The organism is Sphingomonas sp. GM_Shp_1 (genome assembly GCF_026540895.1).
In the GTDB taxonomy this organism is placed as follows: Bacteria; Pseudomonadota; Alphaproteobacteria; order Sphingomonadales; family Sphingomonadaceae; genus Sphingomonas.
Map to the genome: position 1 here is coordinate 212,218 of NZ_JALNUR010000002.1, position 19,285 is coordinate 231,502.

The following is a 19,285-nucleotide window of genomic DNA, read 5'->3' on the forward strand; positions in this document are numbered from 1 at the left end:
GCCCCCTTAGTCTTTGACCGCGGTCAATGTCGGCACCGGCTGGCGGGCCTAGCGAGTCGGCCAGCAAGGGGCCGGGGGGCGGCTCCTTTTATGGAGACATGCCATGGACCCCGGCGTCGTAGACCTGTCGCGACTGCAATTCGCGGCCACCGCGCTATATCACTTCCTGTTCGTGCCGCTGACGCTCGGCCTGTCGATGATGCTGGTCATCATGGAATCCGTCTATGTCATGACCAGCCGCCCGGTGTGGCGGGTAACGACGCGCTTCTGGGGCAAAATCTTCGGCATCAACTTCGTGCTGGGCGTCGCCACCGGCCTGACCATGGAGTTCCAGTTCGGCACCAACTGGTCCTATTTCTCGCATTATGTCGGCGACATCTTCGGCGCGCCGCTGGCCATCGAGGGGCTGATGGCCTTTTTCCTGGAGGCGACATTCGTCGGGCTGATGTTCTTCGGCTGGGACCGGCTGTCGAAGCTGGGCCATCTGATCGTCACCTTCATGGTCGCGCTGGGCACCAATTTGTCGGCGCTGTGGATCCTTGTCGCCAATGGCTGGATGCAGAATCCGGTGGGCGCGAGCTTCAATCCCGACACGATGCGGATGGAAGTGAGCGACTTCGGCGCGGTGCTGTTCAATCCCGTCGCCCAGGCCAAGTTCGTCCACACGGTCAGCGCGGGCTATGTCTGTGCCTCGGTCGTGGTGCTGGGCGTTTCCGCCTTCTGGCTGTTGAAGGGGCGTTTCCTGCCCGTCGCGCGCCGGTCGATGACGGTGGCGGCGGCGTTCGGCCTCGCCTCCTCGCTGTCGGTCGTCGTGCTGGGCGACGAGAGCGGCTATGCGCTGACCGACAACCAGAAGATGAAGCTCGCCGCGATCGAGGCCGTCTGGCACACCGAGCCCGGTCCCTCCGGCCTGACCCTGTTCGGCTATCCCGACACGGTCGCGCGCGAGACGCGGTACAAGGTCGAGATTCCCTGGCTGCTCGGCCTGATCGCGACGCGCAGCCTGGACGGCACGGTCACGGGCATGTCCGAACTCGTGCTGAAGGCGCAGGAGCGGATCGCCTCCGGCGTGATCGCCTATGACGCGGTTCAGCGGCTGAAGACGAACCCGAACGATGCCGCCCAGCGCGCCCGGTTCGAGGCGCACAAGCGCGACCTGGGCTATGCCCTGCTGCTCAAGCGGCAAATGGCCGATCCGCGCGCCGCCAGCCCCAAGCAGATCGAGGCGGCGGCTTGGGACACGGTGCCGGATGTCGGGCTGCTCTTCTGGAGCTTCCGCATCATGGCGGCGATCGGCTTTGCGATGATCGCGCTGTTCGCCACCGCCTTCACGCTATGCTCGCTGCGGATGCACATGGATTCGCGCTGGTTCCTGAAACTGGCGGTGGCGGCGATCCCGCTGCCCTGGATCGCGATCGAGCTGGGCTGGGTCGTGGCCGAGCTGGGTCGGCAGCCCTGGGCCATCGAGGGCGTGTTGCCGACCTTCCTGGCGACCAGTTCGCTGTCGCGCGGGGCGCTGTGGACCACGCTGGCGGGCTTTACCGCGCTCTATGGTGTGCTGGCGGTGATCGAGGTCCGGCTGATCCTCGCCGCCATCGCGCACGGACCGGAGGAGCGGGACGACCAGCCCGCGCCCGGCCCGATCCCCGCCGCCATTCCCGTCACCGCCTGAAGGAGGCCAAAACATGTTCGATTATGAGATGTTGCGCCTGATCTGGTGGGCCCTGCTGGGGGTGCTGCTGATCGGCTTCGCCCTGACCGACGGGTTCGACCTCGGCGTGGCCGCCCTCCTGCCTTTCGTCGCGCGAAACGATGCCGAGCGGCGGATGGTCATCAATTCCATCGGGCCGACCTGGGAGGGAAACCAGGTCTGGTTCATCCTGGGCGGCGGCGCGATCTTCGCGGCCTGGCCCTTCGTCTATGCGGTCAGCTTCTCGGGCTTCTACCTCGCCATGTTCCTGGTGCTGGCCGCGCTGATCCTGCGGCCGGTGGGGTTCAAATATCGGTCGAAAAGGCCCGACCCGGCCTGGCGCAGCCGCTGGGACTGGGCGTTGTTCGTCGGGGGACTGGTGCCCGCGCTCGTCTTCGGGGTGGCGGTCGGCAATGTGCTGCTCGGTGCGCCCTTCCGCCTGGATGGTGACCTGCGCGCCTTTTACGATGGGACGCTCATCGGGCTGTTCACGCCCTTCACCCTGGTCTGCGGGCTGTTGTCGGTGGCGATGCTGGTGCTGCACGGCGCGGCATGGCTGTCGATCAAGGTCGAGCATGGCCCCGTCCATGATCGGGCGCGCAGTTTCGGGACGGTGGCGGCCGTCGCCTCCATCCTGTTGTTCGCGGTCGGCTTCGCCTTCGTCGCCTGGGGTGACATCGGCTATCGGATCGTCGGCGCGGTCGATCCGCTTGGCCCCTCCAACCCCTTGCGCATGACGGCGGAGCAAGCGGGCGGCGCATGGCTCGACAATTATACGCGCTATCCCTGGATGATGGCCCTGCCCGCGCTGGGCTTTGCCGGAGCCGCGCTGGCGCTGGCCGGCATCCGGGCGGGACGCGAGGCGCTGGCCTTTGCCGGATCGTCGCTCGCCGCGACGGGGATTATCGCCACCGTGGGCTGCGCGATGTTTCCCTTCATCCTGCCGTCCAGCATCGACGCGCATAGCAGCCTGACGGTGTGGAACGCCTCGTCCACCCAGAAGACGCTCGGCATCATGCTGTTCGTCACGCTCGTCTTCCTGCCGATCGTGCTCGCCTACACCGCCTGGGCCTACCGGGTGATGTTCGGACGGGTGACGACGGAGGCGGTGCGCACCAACCCCGACTTCTACTGAGAAAGGAACGACCCATGTGGTATTTTTCCTGGGTTCTGGGCCTGGGCCTCGCCATCGGCTTCGGCATCCTCAACGGGATGTGGCATGAGTTCCATCTGCCACAGGAGGATGACGTGTCGCCGCGACACTGACAGATAGGACAATCCGTCCGACGACAGGGGATCATGGCCGCGCTATAAGGCAAGGCCATGATCCCGAACGACATCTGTGCCGATTGCGCGGTGCGCGACCGGGCCTTGTGCGGCAGCCTGGACGACCGGGAGCTGCTCGCGCTGAACGCCATCGGCCAGCGTCGCAAGGTTGCGCGCGGCCAGACCATCGCCTGGGCGGGGGACGAAGCGGTGATCTGCGGCAACCTGCTGACGGGCGTGCTGAAGCTGGTCGCCGCCACCGCCGACGGGCGCGAGCAGACGGTCGGCCTGCTCTATCCGGCCGATTTCTTCGGACAGCCCTATGCGGGCGATGTCGACTTCACCCTGACCGCGCTGACCGAGGCGGAACTGTGCGTCTTTCCCCGCGCCGCCTTCGAGCGGGTGCTGGAGGATCACCAGCGCATGGAGCGCCTGTTGCTCCAGCGGACCTTCGAGTCGCTGAACGAGGCGCGCGGGCGGATGCTGGTGCTGGCGCGCAAGTCGGCGGGGGAGAAGCTGGCAGGCTTCCTGCTCGACATGGCGGCACGGGCTGGGGCCAGCGGATGCCGGGCCAGCCGCGACGGGCCGGTGACCTTCGACCTGCCGCTGACCCGCGGCCAGATCGCCGATGTGCTCGGCATGACGATCGAGACGGTCAGCCGCCAACTGACCCGGATGAAACAGGGCGGCCTGATCGGCCTGCCCGGCGGCCGCGCCATCACGATCAGCGACCGCGAGGCGCTGGCGGCACGGGCGGAAGCCGCTTAAGCCGCCAAACTCTCCGCCAGCGCATCGACCAGCAGGCCACGCGCCTCCGGGGTCAGGCGATGCCCGGCCAGCGCGATGATGACCAGTTGCTCGAAATCGACCGCGCGGCGACAGCCGGTGAAGAAGCTGCGCAGCATATGGCCCAGCGTCTCAGGCGCGGCGAACGCATCCGCCTCGGCAAAGGCGGCGACCAGCTCGCGCGCCGCCGCCGCATCGGCCTCGTGCCGGTGCCGGACATGGTCGAGCAGCGTGTCGATCAGCGGATCGTCATGCCCGTTCGACAGCATCGCCTCCAGATAAGCGCCATCGGTCCGCTCACCCCGCGTCACCAGCGTTTCGAGGGCTTTCAGGAACAGGGTCATGGCGGCCCGCTCGGGGCGGTCGGGCAAGCCGTCCGCCATCGCCTCCGCCTGTCGACACAAGATCAAGCGACGACGATGTTCCTGGAGCAGACGGATCAGGTCGATCTCGTGAATGACGTGCCAGCGACGTGCGAACGGCACGACGCTGCCTTGAAGCGGGTTGCGGTCCATCATGGGTCGTCTCCTTCGCCGCCCCGGGTGGCGACGGACGGCGGTCCTCGCATTGACGATAGTCAAATCGCGCGCCTCGCCCTTTTTTGACCATGGTCAAGGCGCGTGTCGGCGGCGGCGCCCATCCCTGCCCCATCATTCGACAGGAGAAGTCCCCAAGCCCGAAGTGAAGGACGGGATGATCTTGGTCGCGATCCCGGCGTCGGGGTGAGATCAGGGGTCGTATGGTCCTCGACCTGACGGTATGAAATCGCGGCGGGCGGCGGCTCTGCCCCTGCCTGCCAGCGTTGGAGAAGCAATGACCCGACCGTATCGCTTGTGCCGCCCTTCGTTCGCGTATCACCGATGCCGACACCGCCGCCGCGCTGATCCGTCCAGGCGAGACGGTCGCGACCAGCGGCTTCACCGGCTCCGGCTATCCCAAGATGGTGCCGCAGGCGCTGGCCCGGCGGATGGCGGCGTCGCATGCCGAGGGGCGGCCCTTCCGGGTCAATCTGTGGACGGGTGCCTCGACCGGGCCCGAACTCGACGGGGCGCTGGCGGCGGTCGACGGCATAGCGCAGCGCCTGCCCTATAGCGGCGATCCGGTGGCCCGCGAAAAGATCAATCGCGGCGAGATCGACTATCTCGACATGCATCTCAGCCAGGTCGCGCCGATGGCCTGGGAGGGGGTGCTGGGAACGCTCGACACCGCGATCGTTGAGGTGTCGGGCATCCGCGCAGACGGATCGCTCATCCCCTCGTCCTCGGTCGGCAACAACAAGACCTGGCTGGACCGCGCGGGCCGGGTCATCCTGGAGGTCAATCGCTGGCAGGACGCGGCGCTGGAGGGGATGCACGACATCTATTACGGCACCCGCCTGCCGCCCGACCGCGTGCCGATCCCGCTGGTTCGGCCCGACGACCGGATCGGCACGCCCTATCTGGCCTGCGATCCCGACAAGATCGTCGCGATCGTCGAGACCGAGGCACTCGACCGCAACCTGCCCTTCGCCGCGCCCGACGATACCGCGCGCGCCATCGCCGGACACATCATCGAATTCCTGACCCATGAGGTTTCGCGCGGACGCCTGCCCCCCGCGCTGCTGCCGATCCAGTCGGGGGTGGGCAATATCGCCAATGCGGTGCTGTCCGGCCTGGTCGACGCGCCGTTCGAGCCGATGACCGCCTATACCGAGGTGATCCAGGACGGGATGCTCGACCTGCTCGATACGGGCAAGCTGCGCATGGCGTCGGCCACCGCCTTTTCGCTCAGCCCGCAGGCGGCGGCGCGGCTGAATGCGAACATGGCGGCTTACCGCGACCGCATGATCCTGCGCCCGCAAGAGATCAGCAACCATCCCGAACTGGTCCGCCGCCTGGGCTGCATCGCGATGAACGGGCTGATCGAAGCGGACATTTACGGCAACGTCAATTCGACGCTGGTAATGGGATCGCGCATCCAGAACGGCATCGGCGGGTCGGGCGATTTCGCGCGCAATGCCTATGTCTCGATCTTCATGACCCCCTCCACCGCCAAGGGCGGCAAGATCTCCGCCATCGTGCCGCAGGCCTCGCATGTCGACCATATCATGCAGGACGTGCAGGTGATCGTGACCGAACAGGGCTTGGCCGACCTGCGCGGCCTCTCCCCGCGCCAGCGCGCGCGGGCGGTGATCGAACGATGCGCCCATCCCGCCTACCGCCCGATGCTCGCCGACTATGCGATGCGCGCCGAGGGCGGTTCCTACGGCCTCCACGCCCCCTCGCTCCCCGCCGAGGCGCTGTCCTGGCATCGTCGCTTCATGGAAACCGGGACGATGCTGCCGGGTTGACCATGGTCGAGCCCATGAGCGGCAGCGCGCCTCACTCATCGTCGCATGGCAAAAACGGACGGCCGTCGCGTCAGGCACGACATCTCCGCGTTCTCCGCGCCTCCGCGCGAACACAGTCTTCGCGTCTTCGCGCGAATATGATTGTCGACCGGCGCTAGAGCGGGATGACATGGAGTCGACCCGAGCCGAGCCCCTCCCCTGAAGGGGAGGGGTGGATCGACCTGATGTCATCCCGCTCTAGGCGGCCGGGGAATCATCCCCGGCCGCCGCTTCGTCAGAACTTGAAGCCCAGGCGGGCATAGCCGAACTGGCCCGGCAGGTCATAGGTGGTGGGATCGAACCCGCCACAGCTCAGACAGTCGGGCGCCCGCTGCCCCAGGATATTGTTGACCCCCATGGTCAGGGTCAGCCGCTGCGACAGCCAGGGCATGGTCCAGCCGACCTGTGCGTCGAGGTAGAGGATCCGCTTCATCTCGCGATTGTCATAGGCCGGCTCGGTGACCTTGCCGATATAGCGCCCGGTCAGCGAGGCCAGGAACGTCTCGCTCGACCAGTCGATCGTCGCGGTGCTCTTGAAACGCGGATAGGCTTGGTCGCCGCGCTCGGTGCCCTGGCGCTCCAGCGTGCTGCTGCCGGTCGCGGTCGGCAGCGTGGTCGAATATTCCAGCAGGACATTGCTGGCCCAGTTCAGGCCGAAGGTACCCGCCCCGACGCGCGGGCTGCGATAGACCAGAGTGATGTCGATCCCCTCGCTCTTCAGCGAGGCGATATTCTGGAGCAGGCCGCGAATCTGGGTGATCTGGCCGCTGCCCGTCGCGGAGCGGGTGATCGCGCCACAGCTGACCGCATCGCGCAGATTGATGCAGTTGGCCAGCAGCACGTCCGCCCCGATCGAGGCGATCGCGTCGTCCACCTTGATCGTGTAGTAATCCGCCTCCAGGCTCAACTGGCTGGCGAACCCGGCGTCGCGCGCCCAACTTGGGCTATAGACGCCGCCCAGCACCCAGCTTTCCGACTTTTCGGGCTTCAGCGCGCGGTTGCCACCGGTCAGGATCGGCAGCTGCAATCCGTTCTGGACGTAGTTGACCGGTACGCCCAGCGCGATGCAGTTCTGCCGCACCGTGCTGTTCGCGGGCAGGCTGGCCAGGCCGGAGCAAGGATCGATGACACCGCCGTCGAAGCGCGAGGGCGTGCCGAACAGCTCGCCGATGCTGGGCGCACGGAAGCCTTGCGCCCAGGTGCCGCGCAGGCGCAGATCCTCGAACGGTTTCCAGCTCAGCCCGCCCTTCATCACCGTGCGGTTGCCGCTGGTCGAATAGTCCGAATAGCGCGCCGCGAACGACCCTTCGAGCAGGCGGAAGAAGGGCACGTCCTTCAGCACCGGGATGCTGAGTTCGCCGTAGACCTCGTTGACGTCGAACGCACCCGAGCTGGGCTGCGCGGGAATGTCGGAGCCCAGCCCCGCCGCGACGATGGCGTCGGGCTGGAAAGAGCCCGTCTGGCGGCGGAACTCATACCCCGCCGCCAGGCCCAGCGGCCCGGCGGGCAGCTGGAACAGCGTGCCGGTCAGGTTCAGCGTGGCGTCGGTCATCGTCTGTTCGGACCGGTCGCGCTGGGTGAAGGTGACATAGTCGATCATCGCCGGGGTGATCGATCCCTCCCCGCCGAAGATATTGAACGGCACGCACGCGCCGGTGCAGTTGGCCACCGGCCCCAGCGCCAGGGCCAGGTTGGCGGCGTTCACATTGCCGTGCGCCACCTGCTTGGCATGGTTCTCGGCATAGATGAGGTTGGCGTCCCAGTACCAGGTGCCCTGGCCGATCGCGAATTGCCCGTCCAGCGTGCCGGACATGTACATGGTGTCGACCCGCTGGCTGTAATGGCGCGGACCGTTCTCGACGAAGCGACGCCCGATAAAGCCGTAATTGGCGGGCGTGCCGTTGTTGCCCGCGCTCAGCGTCACGTCGAACGGGTTGAACGGGTTGGTCCGGTCGATCGAGATGGTGTCGAGCAGATTGCCGTTGCCCGCATCGGGGCCGACGAACAGCGGCAGCGGCGCCGCCTGGTTATCGGAGGTACGGCGGTTGTAGATCAGCTTGGTGCTCAACCGGACATTGTCCGCCAGTTGGCCGGTGAAGTTGACGAAGGCCCCGAACCGCTCCTGCGGGGTCAGCAGATAGTTATAGGGGCGGAAATTGAACCGGTCGGCGACGGTGAAGGACTTGAAATCGCTGTTCGCACCGGTCGGGTCCGACGGATCGAAGCGCGGCCGGGTCAGCGGATTGCTCTTCAGCGTCAGGTTCATCGCCTCGCCCGTGACGGGGTTGTTGATGATGAACCGGCCATTGGGCGTGCCCGAACTGCAACTGCTGGAGCAGGCGGTCGCGCCCGGATCGGGGAAGGCGTAATAAGGGCGGTCGCCCGCGAAGACCGAGCCCTGGTTGATGTAATTGGCACCCGCGACGACCGAGACGCGACCGTCCGCCGTGCGATGGCCCCAGCTCAGCTGGTAATTCTGGGTGACGCCGTCGCCCTTGTCATATCCGCCGAGTTGGGCGGTGGCGAGAAAACCGTTCTGCCGCTTCTTGGTGATGATGTTGACGACGCCCGCGATCGCGTCCGAGCCGTAAATGGTCGATGCGCCGTCGCGCAGCACGTCCACGCGCTCGATCATGCCGTCGGGAATGGCGTTGAGGTCGACCGCGCCGGGAATGCCGCTCGCCGCGCTGCCGTTGATGAAGCGCAGGCCGTCGACCAGCACCAGCGTGCGGCGACTGCCCAGATAGCGCAGATCGATCTCCGCCGACCCGGCGCCCACCCCGCCGCCATCGGGCGGATTGCCGTTGTTGCCCGAACGGTTGAAGCGGGAATTGAGGCCGCCCGCAGCCCCCGGCAACCGTTGCAGCACGTCGCCGATCGAGGAAAGGCCGGTCCGCGCGATATCCGCGCCGTCGATCGCGGTCAGTGGCGCGCTCTGATCCAGCGGACTGCGGCGGATGCGCGATCCCGTCACGACGATGGTATCGTCGCCCGAGGGCGTGTCGTCGCTGGCGGCAGTACCGGTCGTGCCGGTGCCGCCGGTCGGTCTGGTCTGGGCGTGCGCTTGCCCCGCCATGACAAGCGAGCCGATGGCCGCGCCGGTCAGCGCCCATCGCCGCATCTGGCCCGATAGATATGCCATGATTTTCCCCCTTTTTATAGCGTGATGCAACTCCTGTTCCTGCTGCGGACGTTGGCGACCTCTGACGGGTCGCCTTATGTGGTGATAGGTTGGCCTAGGCGTCGGGCACCGACGGAGCCGTCATTCGAGCGGCGATCGGGACGGCGGCAGGCGCCATTCGCGCCGTGCGTGATTCGGCCTTTGACGGCATCGGACACGACACCGCGCGGAGGTTGAACCCAGGCAAATTTGCTCGGGCTACCACTAAGCCAGAACTCTGCAGGGAGTTCATCGCCATTGACCGTTCACCCCCTGGGATGTGCCAGACCACTTATGGTTAACGGGTATACGGTATGATATCCATTCGGCTGTCAAGGGCGAAATCCGCAGTCTGGCGGAACGCACTTGTTGGGGGCCACAGGCATTGAAGAGTTGGCAGGATCGATGTGCCAATGCGACGAACATAGTGCCGCAAACGGCGGACGCATACTATCCGCAAATTTTTTGGCAAATCAGATAACTGAAAATCGCAGAATTTCTAATTGTAATCTTATTGTACCATTTGATACACTATATTTTTTAAATATTTCTTAGATTTTATCTTGAATTATAAGCCTTACCATGTCGGCATAAAGACTTTAAAAATGAAAAATATTCCCAAAATTAAAGAAATTATTAGCATGGAGGCATTCACTCCGCCTCCTCACCGTTTTTATTCTGCTATTAATTACCTTACTCTTATTTCTGCAGCCTCCTCTTCGCTGGCAGTCATTGTCGCCCTTATAGTTAAAATTACCGAAAATCAGAAATATCTTGCAACTGTTATTGCTACAGCTCTTCTAATCGTAGCAGCCTTAACGGCTACTGCATTGGTATCAATCATCGTCGCTGATGCCTTTCGATGTCTGACACTAGGGAAGTCGAAGCTTTGCGACGAAATAGAAGCAACAATGTCTCGAGAACAGGGAGTAATCGACATGCTCGTGGAGAAGGGCTCGTTGCTCGATATCCAACGCTATGATCGTCGACTGGCCTTCGAACTCAAGATCATGGATCAACGCAAGGCGGGGATCGCCATTTTGGCCGGGTTGGGCGCTGCGGCCATCGCACTGGCCCCGTCACTTCCCCTTGGCGGCCTATCGATCAGCGAGGCCCTGAAGGCCGGCGTACCGGCTCTTCTTTTCGGTGCCGGGATAGCGGGGATCCAGCAGCATGACTTCGGCCTGCGCCTCCACCGCGTCAACTTTGCCTTTTCCGAGGCCGAACGCTTGCTACGATCCCAAGAGGAGAGTTCTGCCGCCCTCACCGGAGCTACGCTCTCCACCGCAGCGCCTCGAGTGGCAGCAGAAGCACCGATTCCCTCGAAAGGCACATCCCAAGCGGCCATTCCGGGTCGCAGCAAGTAGTCGCCACCCGACCCCGCGGCGCGTTGCCGGGCACATTGCCTCGTACGATCCATCAGCCCGGTCAGGACCGGCGCAACCTCCGGCACCAGTCAACAATCGTGAATTGCCCCTGCGCAGCGCGCCGCACAAATCCCTTCACCCTCAGCGCCCCTTGGACGCGAAGAACGCGCTTGTCTCCGTCGCCAGCACCTGCGCCGCCTGGAAGCCCTGCGCCACCTCCGCCCGCGTCGCATCGGTGAACTGGCGGATCAGCGCCCCGTCATTCGCCGTCCCCGTGTCGCGCGAGATCGTCGCCGCCACCGACCGGCTCGCCGCGTCGCCCGTGACCTCGATCGTCCCCGCCCCGATCGCCGAGCGCACGGACAGTTACACGCCGGTCGCGGCAACTAAGTACACGCCGATCAGCTCATCCGTCATTTAAACAGTAGGCATATGACGGGCGCTGGTTACATAGCGCTACCCAAGAAACTCAGACTGCCTGCTGGATATATTCGTAAACCTGCTGATATCGGCGACGTGTGCCGGGACTCCCAAGCCACCTCTCCATCATTGCCTGCGCATAGTCTTTGCGTTGACTCACCAGTGCAGCAGCAGCAACCCGCATCCCCTGAGCTCGGTCACGCGCTAGCCTGCCGTCTTCTCTCTGATCAGCTGCAACAAAAACCTCAGCACTAAAGCATTCTTTAAGAAGAGGCATGGTCCATCGATCTATAAGATTCTTAATATCATTAATCGCATCAGGAACGGAGTCTGGTTGATAAATGAACCAACGGCTATTATGAGCCCTTTTTGCCGTAAAAGCTATAGGATGCTTTGACGCCCCACCCGTCACCCCCTCTAAAAGGCCGAGATTTTCTCCAATCATTTCTGCTAATATGGCATCAACAGACGGAATTAATACTTCCATCCACGGATATACAGCTGCAGTCGCATTAGGATTATCCTGCAGATGAATCTGTAACAACAGGTCAACCTTCTGCATCGAACCACTGAGCGAACGTTTGTAAATTAAGCTTATCTTTGGTCTAGAGAAACCATGTTATTGCATATAAGGATCGAGCCGGTCAGACAAGGCGATCAAGATGCACGCCTTAATTTCATCCTTCATATAATGAATCGCTTCTAGGCCACCTAAGCATGCCACCTACCGTAAATACGCTTTTATATCATAGCATGCATCAAATAAATGCGCCTTAGCAAATCAAATTCTTCATTTATTGTTTATATAAATTAATAATACTACAGCTATGATATCTTATCTTTTGACCAGTCAGGCATAGACACAGGCTTAAATGCCATGAGCTTATCTACCAAACGGTCAATATCGATGTTGCCATTGCCATCAACAAATTCTTGTGAATAGAAAATATAGTCTGACCATTTTGGATCCGGACTTAATCTGCATATTTCATTTGATAAGCACATGTCCTCTTCTTCATCTTTAGGAACATCAATAAATCTACGCAGTAGAATCTTTAGATAATCGGCGTCATTCATTTCTATTTGCCTCTAATATGGTTATATGGAGTTCTTATAATTATGTTGTTCATATCATAAATATTTCCGCCTTTTCCAATTGGCTCCATATGATCAAGCTCGTATACTTTTCGTTGACCTGCCCATTCGGCTTCATGAGCAAGTGGTGCCAACCCTAGTTTCATTCTATCAATACTTTTTGCGCCAAATTGGCGAGTTAAGACAGGGTCCTTAGCGACCTCCTTCCAAAACATCTTGCGAAAATCATCGAAACTTTCGAAGTGTTGCCCACTCAACTTGTCTGCAATCTGCTGAGGCACTCGGCCAGCATTCTGATTGGTACCGCGCAGCCAGTCATCGTCCTGCGATATTGTTGGTAAATTGCCAGCACTAGATGCGACACCAGGTGAATAACGACGCCTATTTTCGACAGATTGTAATAAGCCATCGCCGTTGAACTCTCCATCCGCATTCTGGTTAGCCAGGATCGTCCCGCTATCGACCGGGGTGGTGGTACCATAGCCCGGATTGGCCGGGTTCAAACTCCCCGGCTCCGCAGCGGGGAAGCTCTCGGCATAGGTCGGCGGCGTCTGGATCGGTACGCTCTCGATCAGCGGCTTCGTCGGATCGGGCAGCGGCGTGATCAGCGGCGGTGGCAGGAACGGGCCCTCGTTCCAGGTGGTCGTGCCCGCTGAACCTGACTGCGCCTGCGCCGCCACCGTCGGGTCGATCGACGTCAGCGCATTCCACGCCCCCATCGCAAGCGCTGCGCCACCACCGATCAGTAAGCCCGCTTTGGCAGCAGGCGAATCGGATGACAGCGTATTGGCGATGCGCAGCGTCCCCATGCTGCTGCCGAAGAATTCCGCTCCCGGATTTTGGGCAATACCCGCGGCCCAATCCAGAGGAAGTAGATCCGCCTGCCCTTCCAGCCGGCCACTGCCCAGCGAATAAGCATCTAGCGCGGCTTGCTGGGCTGGCGTCATCGGACAAACCGGACCGGCATGCACGCACTGCGTGACCGCCTCATACGCCTCCAGGCCACCCATCGCGTCTACCGCAGCGCGGAAGGCCGGATCGTACTTGTAGACATCCGCGACCGGCAGGCCCTGCTTATTGTCCGGGCCGTAGCGACCGAGCGGCGTCATGGTCGAATTATTCTGCGTCTCGATCTGCGCGGCGGTGGTCGCGCTCGCGGCATCCAGCCCCGCGCCCGACGCCACCGCCGCCACCAGTGTCGATACCAGCGCGTCGCGTGCCTGGCCTGCCGACTGGCTCAGCGGCTGCTCGTCCAGCTTCCGCCCAGCATCGCATCGCCCGACACGGCGGCGGTCAGCGCCGCCCCCGATTGGACGGCACCGTTACCGGTCAATCCGCTCGCCCGCAGAGAAACCCCACCTACGCCAAGGATCGTCCCGGCATGGTGGAAGGCCGCCGACGACAGCGTGGCGACGCCGTTGGTCTCGACCGTGCCGCCCGCCCGGATCGTCAGGCTTTCGCCCGCCGTCAGGCCAACCGCGCCAAGCCCGCTCGCCGTGCCCGACACGACAAGCCGACGCGCGGAAAGACCAAGCACGCCGCCCGCCCCGACCGTGCCCGAAAGGTCGATCCCGTCCCCCGTCAGCGATACGTCGCCAGTGGCGCTGATCGTGCCGCCCTGCCCCTGATACAGCGACAGGCCGCTTAGACCCAGCGCTCCTCCAGCAGTGATCGCCGTTGCCCCCAGGTCGAGCACCCCGGCGGCGCGGATCGTCAGCGCATCGTTCGTGCCGAGTTGTCCGGCGAGCGACACCGCGCCGCCCGAAGTCAGGTCGATCGCGCCATTGGCGAGGATCTTGGCCGCCATGCCGCTCGACAGATCACCCGCCGCATCCAGCGACAGCGTCGTCCCCGCCTCGACATCGCCATCGACCGTGACCCTGGCCACACTGACCGTCAGCGCCTTGCCGGTCAGCAGGCCACCCGACAAAGCGAGGTCGCCGATAACCGTCAGGCGCGTATCGCCGCTCGCCGTCCACTGCCCCCTGATCGACCCCGTACCGGCAAGCGTCGCGCTCAGGTCACCGCCCGACCGGACGAGGCCGCTACCGGTCAGGTCGGTCGCGGCGACCGACACGCCGGTCCCGCCAAGCAGTGTCCCCGCAAGGACCAAGCTCGGTGCACCGAGGGTCGCCGACCCATTGGTTTGCACCGCCCCGCCAGGCATGATCGACAGACTCTCGCTCGCACGGGCGGATACCGCTCCGATCCCGGTCGCCGCCCCCGACACAGACAAGACGCGCCCGGACAGCGTCAGGGCACCATCCGCCTCGACGATACCCGGCATGTCGATCGTATCGGCTTGCAGCACGGCATTACCGGCCGAGCGAACCGCGCCTGCCAGCACCTGTCCGGCGGTCGTGGTCAGGGTCATCCCCGCACCGGATATCTGCCCGCCCTGCCCCTGGTGCAGGGACACCGCGTTCAGGTCGAGCGCATGGGTCGCGGTGAGGATCGCATTCCCCGCCTCCAACGCCCCGGCCGCACGAATGGTCAGCGTATCGTTCGCACCGACCTGACCCGCCAGGGCGATCGCCCCCGCCGCGCGGATATCGACCGCGCCATTCGCCAGCAGCTTGGCCCCCCCGGATGTGGTCAGCGTGCCCAGGCTCGTCAGCGACGCTGTGTCGCCCGCCTCCACCGAACCGCCGATGGCGATCGTGCCCGCTTGCAGGTCGAAGGCCTTCGCCGCCAGGATCGTGCCACTGACCGATCCGGTCCCCCCGACACCGAAGGTCGCATTGCCGGTCGCCGACCAGCTACCCCCCAGCGCCGCGTCGCCAGTCAACGTGGCGGTCAGATCGCCGCCCGACTGCACCAATCCGCTCGCGTTCACGACCGACAGGGCCGCATCGCCTTGGCTCGTCCAGCTTCCGCCCAGCATCGCATCGCCCGACACGGCGGCGGTCAGCGTCCCCCCCGATTGGACCGCGCCGTTACCGGTCAATCCGCTCGCCCGCAGAGAAACCCCACCCACGCCCAGGATCGTCCCGGCATGGTCGAAGGCCGACGACGACAGGGTGGCGACGCCATTGGTTTCGACCGTGCCGCCCGCCCGGATCGTCAGGCTTTCGCCCGCTGCCAGGCCAACCGCGCCAAGCCCGCTCGCCGTGCCCGACACGACAAGCCGACGCGCGGAAAGATCAAGCACGCCGCCCGCCCCGACCGTGCCCGAAAGGTCGATCCCGTCCCCCGTCAGCGATGCATCACCCGAGGAGCGGACCGCACCTCCCAGCACCTGCCCAGCGGTCGTGGTCAGGGTGATGCCTGAACCTGATATCTGCCCGCCCTGGCCCTGATGGAGAGACGCAGCGTTCAGGTCGAGCCCATGGGTCGCGGCAAGGGTTGCGTCGCCAGCGTCCAGCCCCGCCGCCGTGCGGATGGTCAGCGTATCGTTCGCACCGACCTGACCCGCCAGGGCGATCGCTCCAGCCGCGCGGATATCGACCGCGCCATTTGCCAACAGCCTGGCACCGTCCCGGGCGATAAGCGTGCCCCGGCTTTGCAGCGAAAGCGTACCCCCCGCCTGCACCGAACCGCCGACGCTGACGGTGGCCGCCTGCAAGCCGAAGCGCCTGGTCGCCAGCATCGCGCCGCTAACCGATGCCGCGCCGCCGATGGCCAGCGTCGCATCGCCGTTCGCCGTCCAATTGCCGCCCAGCGCTGCGTCACCGGCCACGGTGGCGTTCAAGTCGCCACCCGACTGCACCGCCCCGCTGGCATTCAGGCCCGTCGCCCGGAGCGCCACCCCCGCGCCGCCTAGCAAGGTTCCGTCAATATCGAGCGTCGGCGCGGTCAGCGACGCCGCGCCATTGGTCTGGAACTTGGCCCCGGAGGCGATCGTGAAATGGTCGCTGGCCCTGGCCGTTGCGGAGGTCAGGCCGGTCGCGGTGCCGCCGACGACCACTTGCCCGCCTGACAGCGTCAGGCTTCCGCTCGCGCTGAGCGTGCCCGTCAGGGACTGTGCACCGGTCGTGCCGAGCGCGATGTCCGTCGCGAACATCCGCCCCGCCGCCGCCTGGCTCAGCGCACCGCCATCGATCCGTGTCGCGCCCGCCGACGCCAGCGTCGCACCGCCCAATCCGATCGCGCCTCCGGCCCCGATCGACAGCGTACCGGTTCCGGTCAGCGTGCCCTGATCGTCGAGCCCGGCATAGATGCCCTTGCCGCCATCCAGGGTGACGCCCTCTTCCGCGCGCCAGGCGACATAGCCGCGCGCTCCGGCAAAGCCCCCGCCCTGACGGATGGATCGTCCGGTGATGTCGAGCGCTCCACCGGCATAGGTCAGGTCGGACAGCGTCACCGTCCATCGCCCCGCCGTCAGCGACACGTCACCCGATGCCGTCGTCGAGCCCAGCGCGATATCGCCGTCGCTAGTGATGACCAGCGGCCCGTCGATCGCGGCGACCGTCCCCCGCAGATTGATGCCCAGCCCCGCGCCCGTTCCGATCAGGCGGATGCGATTGGCGTACATGCCGCCGAGCACGGAGGAGTCGATGGCGACCCCGGTGCGCGCGACGCCATTGTCGGCACTCATGGCCCGACCGGCATAGTCAAAGACGCCCGTACCGCCGGCGATCACCACGTCCTTGGCATAGAGGCTGGCATTGATATGCGTGGCGGCGGCGATGATGTCGAAATAGTCGACATTGCCCGCCAGCAGCCCCTGCCCCTCCACCGTCACGTCGCCGCCCTCGGCGATCCGGAAGCCGCTGAACGTCCCGTCCGCACCGAAGCGCAGCGTGGCAGCGGCCAGGCTGACCCGGCTCGTATTGATGAAACCGCAACCGTCGCAGGTGATGCCGGTCGGATTGGCGATCACCAGCGCGGCGCGGCCCCCGAAAATCTCGACCGGCCCCGCGATCGTGGTGCGGACGCCGCCGGTGACTTCGTTGAGGATCAGCGACGCCGGTTTGCCGCCGACCAGGTTGGGATTGGCGAGCAGGAAGCCGCTGGTCGCGCTGTTCCCGGTCGTCGGGCTGTTGTCGAAGACCAGCCCTTCCTTGCCCACCGAAAAGCGGTTGAAGACGTTATAGGAGGTGCCGTTCGCATCAGGCTTCGCGATGTTGACGATCGGCGTGCCACCGGCCGTCACGTCCATCCCCGTTCGGGCATTGGCGGGCTGAACGGGCGCCACCGCGACCGGTGCGGTGGTCTGGGTCAGCGCAGGCGACAGCGCCGAGGACGCCAGCGCGGTCGCGACCAGGGCGCGAAGGGCCCTTCGGCGTCCGCATCGCCGCTCCCCGGCCCAAGAAGAACCCCGGGCACGAACGACCATCGCCGACATTACAAGGTGATCCTGATATTGGTGCTGAACAAGGTAGGGGAATGCCGCACCCAGACCGGTGCGGAGAGCGGCACCGCGAGCGTGAATTCCGCCTGGACATGCCGTCCGCGCGCCATCAGCCCGGCACTGAGCGACTGGAGCGATCCGCGCTCGAACGGGTCCCCGCGAACGGGCCGGATCGCTCCGACGTCATAGGCGAGATAGGCGGACACCGCCGTCGCCAACTCGGGATGCGCCTTGCCCAGATCGATCAGGCCGATCCCCATTTGATCGCGAAACGCGATGCCCGTCCGCCCGGAAATCCCGTCATCGCGGAACCCCCGGACCGTGGACGGGCCACCCAGACTGAACCGGTCGGCGGGAAAGACATTGTCGAGCGACCATTGCCCGCGCAGCACGAAGGCGTTGGTCAGTCGCGACTTCCCTATTGCGAACGGCGTCTGCGCCATCGTGTCGAGCCGCAATCGGTGAAAGCGCCCCGTCGCCCCACCCGGTCCGGTGTCGACCGTATGCGCGCCCAACGCGCCCAGTCCCTGGTCATAGCCGCCCGACACGCTCAGCTGCGTCTTCGCAATCCGCCGCTGCCAACGTATTCCGACTTCGCCCGTCACGATCCGATAGCTGCCCGATCGCAGGGTGATCCCCTGGACCAGATTGCGCGTATCGAGCAGCGACAGTCCGGCGGACAGCGACAGCTTGGTCTGGGCGTCGCGGAATACCATGCGATCCAGCGTCGCGGAGCCGGTCAGGGTCCGCCCGCTCGCCGCGAAGCGCAGGCCGTTGCCCTCCAGCACCGAGCGATAGCCCGACGTCCCCGCCGACATGGATACCGTCCACCAACCCTGCGGCAGGGACAGGAACCCACCATAGGCATAGGCGCGCCGTTCGCGATCGGGGCTGGCATTGCCCTGATAGTAGAGCGACCAGCTATCGGCGACGCCGAGCAGCGAATCGATCTCCAATCCGGCGGACGCCTGCCACCGTCCGGTATTGGCCGCGCCCTGATCATTGATGGTGATCGACGGGCGTATCCAGCGCGACAGCGGCTGGCGATCCACCAGGATCAGGCTGGTTCCGGGCACGTCGCCCGGCGCGATGTCGATCTTCGGATCGCCCTTGGCCAGACGCGCGAGCTGGTCGACGCCCTGTTCGAGCGCGCGCAGATTCAATCGGTCGCCGGGACGCGCGGGAAAGGCCGCGTCCATCTCGCCAGTACCGTAGCGCCGACCGTCTCCAGCCCCTTTGAAACCGCCGACCCGGCCTTCGATGACCGTGATCGTCAGCGCCCCCGACTTTAAATCCTGCGGCCCGACAAAGGCCCGAGTGGTGACGAACCCGTCACGGACATAGCGGTCGGTAATCGTCCGAAGCGCTGCATCGATGGCCGCGATACCGACGCATGACCCGCGCAGCGGATCGAGTATCGCGGAAAAGCTCTTGAGCGGATAACGGCTCGCCCCGACCAGTCGGACCGACCTGATCGCCGCATAACCGCCGCCATCGGGGCCTGTGGTTTCCGGCGACCGGATTTCCTCGCCGGTCGGAGCGCGGCTTTGCGAGCGATCGAACTGCTCGGCCCGATCACGCGCCTGCTGCTGTTGCTGCTCCTGGATCCGCTGCGCCTCGCGGTCCATCTGCGCGGTCTGGGCAACGACCGGCAAAGGTACCGAAACGGCCAACGCGGCACTGCCATATAGCCGTAGCGCGGCTATCCCCGGTTTCGAACGGCTCCCCACGCCGCGCTAATAGTAAAATCGTTTTCATCTGCGATGCGAAATGAAGGTTAACCCTTCATTCATCATCTAAACGATGGTTGAAACTGATGTTATATTTCAACCGAATCGGT

The 19,285-nt window shown here is 64.5% G+C and carries 14 protein-coding genes; 6 read left to right on the forward strand and 8 right to left on the reverse strand.

Annotated features, from left to right (window positions below; translation table 11 throughout):
- The first annotated feature begins 103 nt into the window (after positions 1-103).
- From OXQ33_RS02180 to OXQ33_RS02195, 4 genes are read left to right on the forward strand one after another with little or no spacing between them, the layout of a single operon-like run.
- A complete protein-coding gene (locus OXQ33_RS02180) occupies positions 104-1,672 on the forward strand; it encodes a cytochrome ubiquinol oxidase subunit I (protein ID WP_267433007.1) in 1,569 nt (522 codons plus the stop codon).
- 13 nt (positions 1,673-1,685) lie between these two features.
- Complete coding sequence (gene cydB, locus OXQ33_RS02185; protein WP_267433008.1) at positions 1,686-2,825, forward strand: cytochrome d ubiquinol oxidase subunit II; 1,140 nt, start codon at positions 1,686-1,688, stop codon at positions 2,823-2,825.
- A gap of 14 nt (positions 2,826-2,839) precedes the next feature.
- Entirely contained in the window at positions 2,840-2,956 is a 117-nt protein-coding gene (gene cydX / locus OXQ33_RS02190) for a cytochrome bd-I oxidase subunit CydX (protein WP_267433009.1), read from the forward strand.
- 57 nt (positions 2,957-3,013) lie between these two features.
- Positions 3,014-3,724 (forward strand): Crp/Fnr family transcriptional regulator, encoded by a 711-nt coding sequence (locus tag OXQ33_RS02195; RefSeq protein WP_267433010.1) that lies wholly within the window; start codon positions 3,014-3,016, stop codon positions 3,722-3,724.
- On the opposite strand, the gene OXQ33_RS02200 is transcribed toward OXQ33_RS02195, so the two are convergent.
- Positions 3,721-4,260 carry a hypothetical protein gene (locus tag OXQ33_RS02200; protein WP_267433011.1) on the reverse strand — a complete coding sequence of 180 codons (540 nt, stop codon included), beginning with the start codon at positions 4,258-4,260 and terminating at the stop codon, positions 3,721-3,723. The two genes, OXQ33_RS02195 and OXQ33_RS02200, sit on opposite strands and share 4 nt — an antisense overlap.
- A 308-nt stretch (positions 4,261-4,568) precedes the next feature.
- On the opposite strand from OXQ33_RS02200, the gene OXQ33_RS02205 reads away from it, so the two are divergent.
- A complete protein-coding gene (locus OXQ33_RS02205; RefSeq protein ID WP_267433059.1) occupies positions 4,569-6,071 on the forward strand; it encodes an acetyl-CoA hydrolase/transferase family protein in 1,503 nt (500 codons plus the stop codon).
- 274 nt (positions 6,072-6,345) lie between these two features.
- On the opposite strand, the gene OXQ33_RS02210 is transcribed toward OXQ33_RS02205, so the two are convergent.
- The gene (locus OXQ33_RS02210; protein ID WP_267433012.1) at positions 6,346-9,252 is read right to left on the reverse strand and encodes a TonB-dependent receptor; all 2,907 of its coding nucleotides are present in this window, start codon (positions 9,250-9,252) and stop codon (positions 6,346-6,348) included.
- Positions 9,253-9,875: 623 nt separating this feature from the next.
- Here OXQ33_RS02210 and OXQ33_RS02215 point away from each other — a divergent pair.
- Positions 9,876-10,637 (forward strand): hypothetical protein, encoded by a 762-nt coding sequence (locus OXQ33_RS02215; protein WP_267433013.1) that lies wholly within the window; start codon positions 9,876-9,878, stop codon positions 10,635-10,637.
- 141 nt (positions 10,638-10,778) lie between these two features.
- Here the strand turns inward: OXQ33_RS02215 and OXQ33_RS02220 are convergent, their stop codons facing one another.
- From OXQ33_RS02220 to OXQ33_RS02245, 6 genes are all read right to left on the reverse strand, one after another.
- A complete protein-coding gene (locus OXQ33_RS02220; RefSeq protein ID WP_267433015.1) occupies positions 10,779-10,997 on the reverse strand; it encodes a hypothetical protein in 219 nt (72 codons plus the stop codon).
- A gap of 109 nt (positions 10,998-11,106) precedes the next feature.
- Entirely contained in the window at positions 11,107-11,619 is a 513-nt protein-coding gene (locus OXQ33_RS02225) for a hypothetical protein (protein WP_267433017.1), read from the reverse strand.
- Between the two features lie 263 nt (positions 11,620-11,882).
- Positions 11,883-12,134: a hypothetical protein gene (locus OXQ33_RS02230; RefSeq protein ID WP_267433019.1), complete on the reverse strand. Its 252-nt coding sequence runs from the start codon at positions 12,132-12,134 to the stop codon at positions 11,883-11,885.
- A 2-nt stretch (positions 12,135-12,136) separates the two neighbouring features.
- Positions 12,137-13,345 (reverse strand): hypothetical protein, encoded by a 1,209-nt coding sequence (locus OXQ33_RS02235; protein WP_267433020.1) that lies wholly within the window; start codon positions 13,343-13,345, stop codon positions 12,137-12,139.
- Between the two features lie 44 nt (positions 13,346-13,389).
- Positions 13,390-17,439, reverse strand: a complete 4,050-nt coding sequence (locus tag OXQ33_RS02240; protein WP_267433021.1) for a filamentous hemagglutinin N-terminal domain-containing protein — start codon at positions 17,437-17,439, stop codon at positions 13,390-13,392.
- Positions 17,439-19,100: a ShlB/FhaC/HecB family hemolysin secretion/activation protein gene (locus tag OXQ33_RS02245; RefSeq protein ID WP_267433022.1), complete on the reverse strand. Its 1,662-nt coding sequence runs from the start codon at positions 19,098-19,100 to the stop codon at positions 17,439-17,441. The genes OXQ33_RS02240 and OXQ33_RS02245 overlap by 1 nt, the downstream gene beginning before the upstream one ends.
- Positions 19,101-19,285: the final 185 nt, after the last annotated feature.

What these genes read in the sequence shown, in the direction of transcription:
- OXQ33_RS02225 (WP_267433017.1), bottom strand. Translation starts at nt 11,619, where the DNA reads ATGCAGAAGGTTGACCTGTTGTTACAGATTCATCTGCAGGATAATCCT.
- cydB (WP_267433008.1), top strand. Translation starts at nt 1,686, where the DNA reads ATGTTCGATTATGAGATGTTGCGCCTGATCTGGTGGGCCCTGCTGGGG.
- OXQ33_RS02180 (WP_267433007.1), top strand. Translation starts at nt 104, where the DNA reads ATGGACCCCGGCGTCGTAGACCTGTCGCGACTGCAATTCGCGGCCACC.
- cydX (WP_267433009.1), top strand. Translation starts at nt 2,840, where the DNA reads ATGTGGTATTTTTCCTGGGTTCTGGGCCTGGGCCTCGCCATCGGCTTC.
- OXQ33_RS02215 (WP_267433013.1), top strand. Translation starts at nt 9,876, where the DNA reads ATGAAAAATATTCCCAAAATTAAAGAAATTATTAGCATGGAGGCATTC.
- OXQ33_RS02230 (WP_267433019.1), bottom strand. Translation starts at nt 12,134, where the DNA reads ATGAATGACGCCGATTATCTAAAGATTCTACTGCGTAGATTTATTGAT.
- OXQ33_RS02195 (WP_267433010.1), top strand. Translation starts at nt 3,014, where the DNA reads ATGATCCCGAACGACATCTGTGCCGATTGCGCGGTGCGCGACCGGGCC.
- OXQ33_RS02200 (WP_267433011.1), bottom strand. Translation starts at nt 4,260, where the DNA reads ATGATGGACCGCAACCCGCTTCAAGGCAGCGTCGTGCCGTTCGCACGT.
- OXQ33_RS02240 (WP_267433021.1), bottom strand. Translation starts at nt 17,439, where the DNA reads ATGTCGGCGATGGTCGTTCGTGCCCGGGGTTCTTCTTGGGCCGGGGAG.
- OXQ33_RS02210 (WP_267433012.1), bottom strand. Translation starts at nt 9,252, where the DNA reads ATGGCATATCTATCGGGCCAGATGCGGCGATGGGCGCTGACCGGCGCG.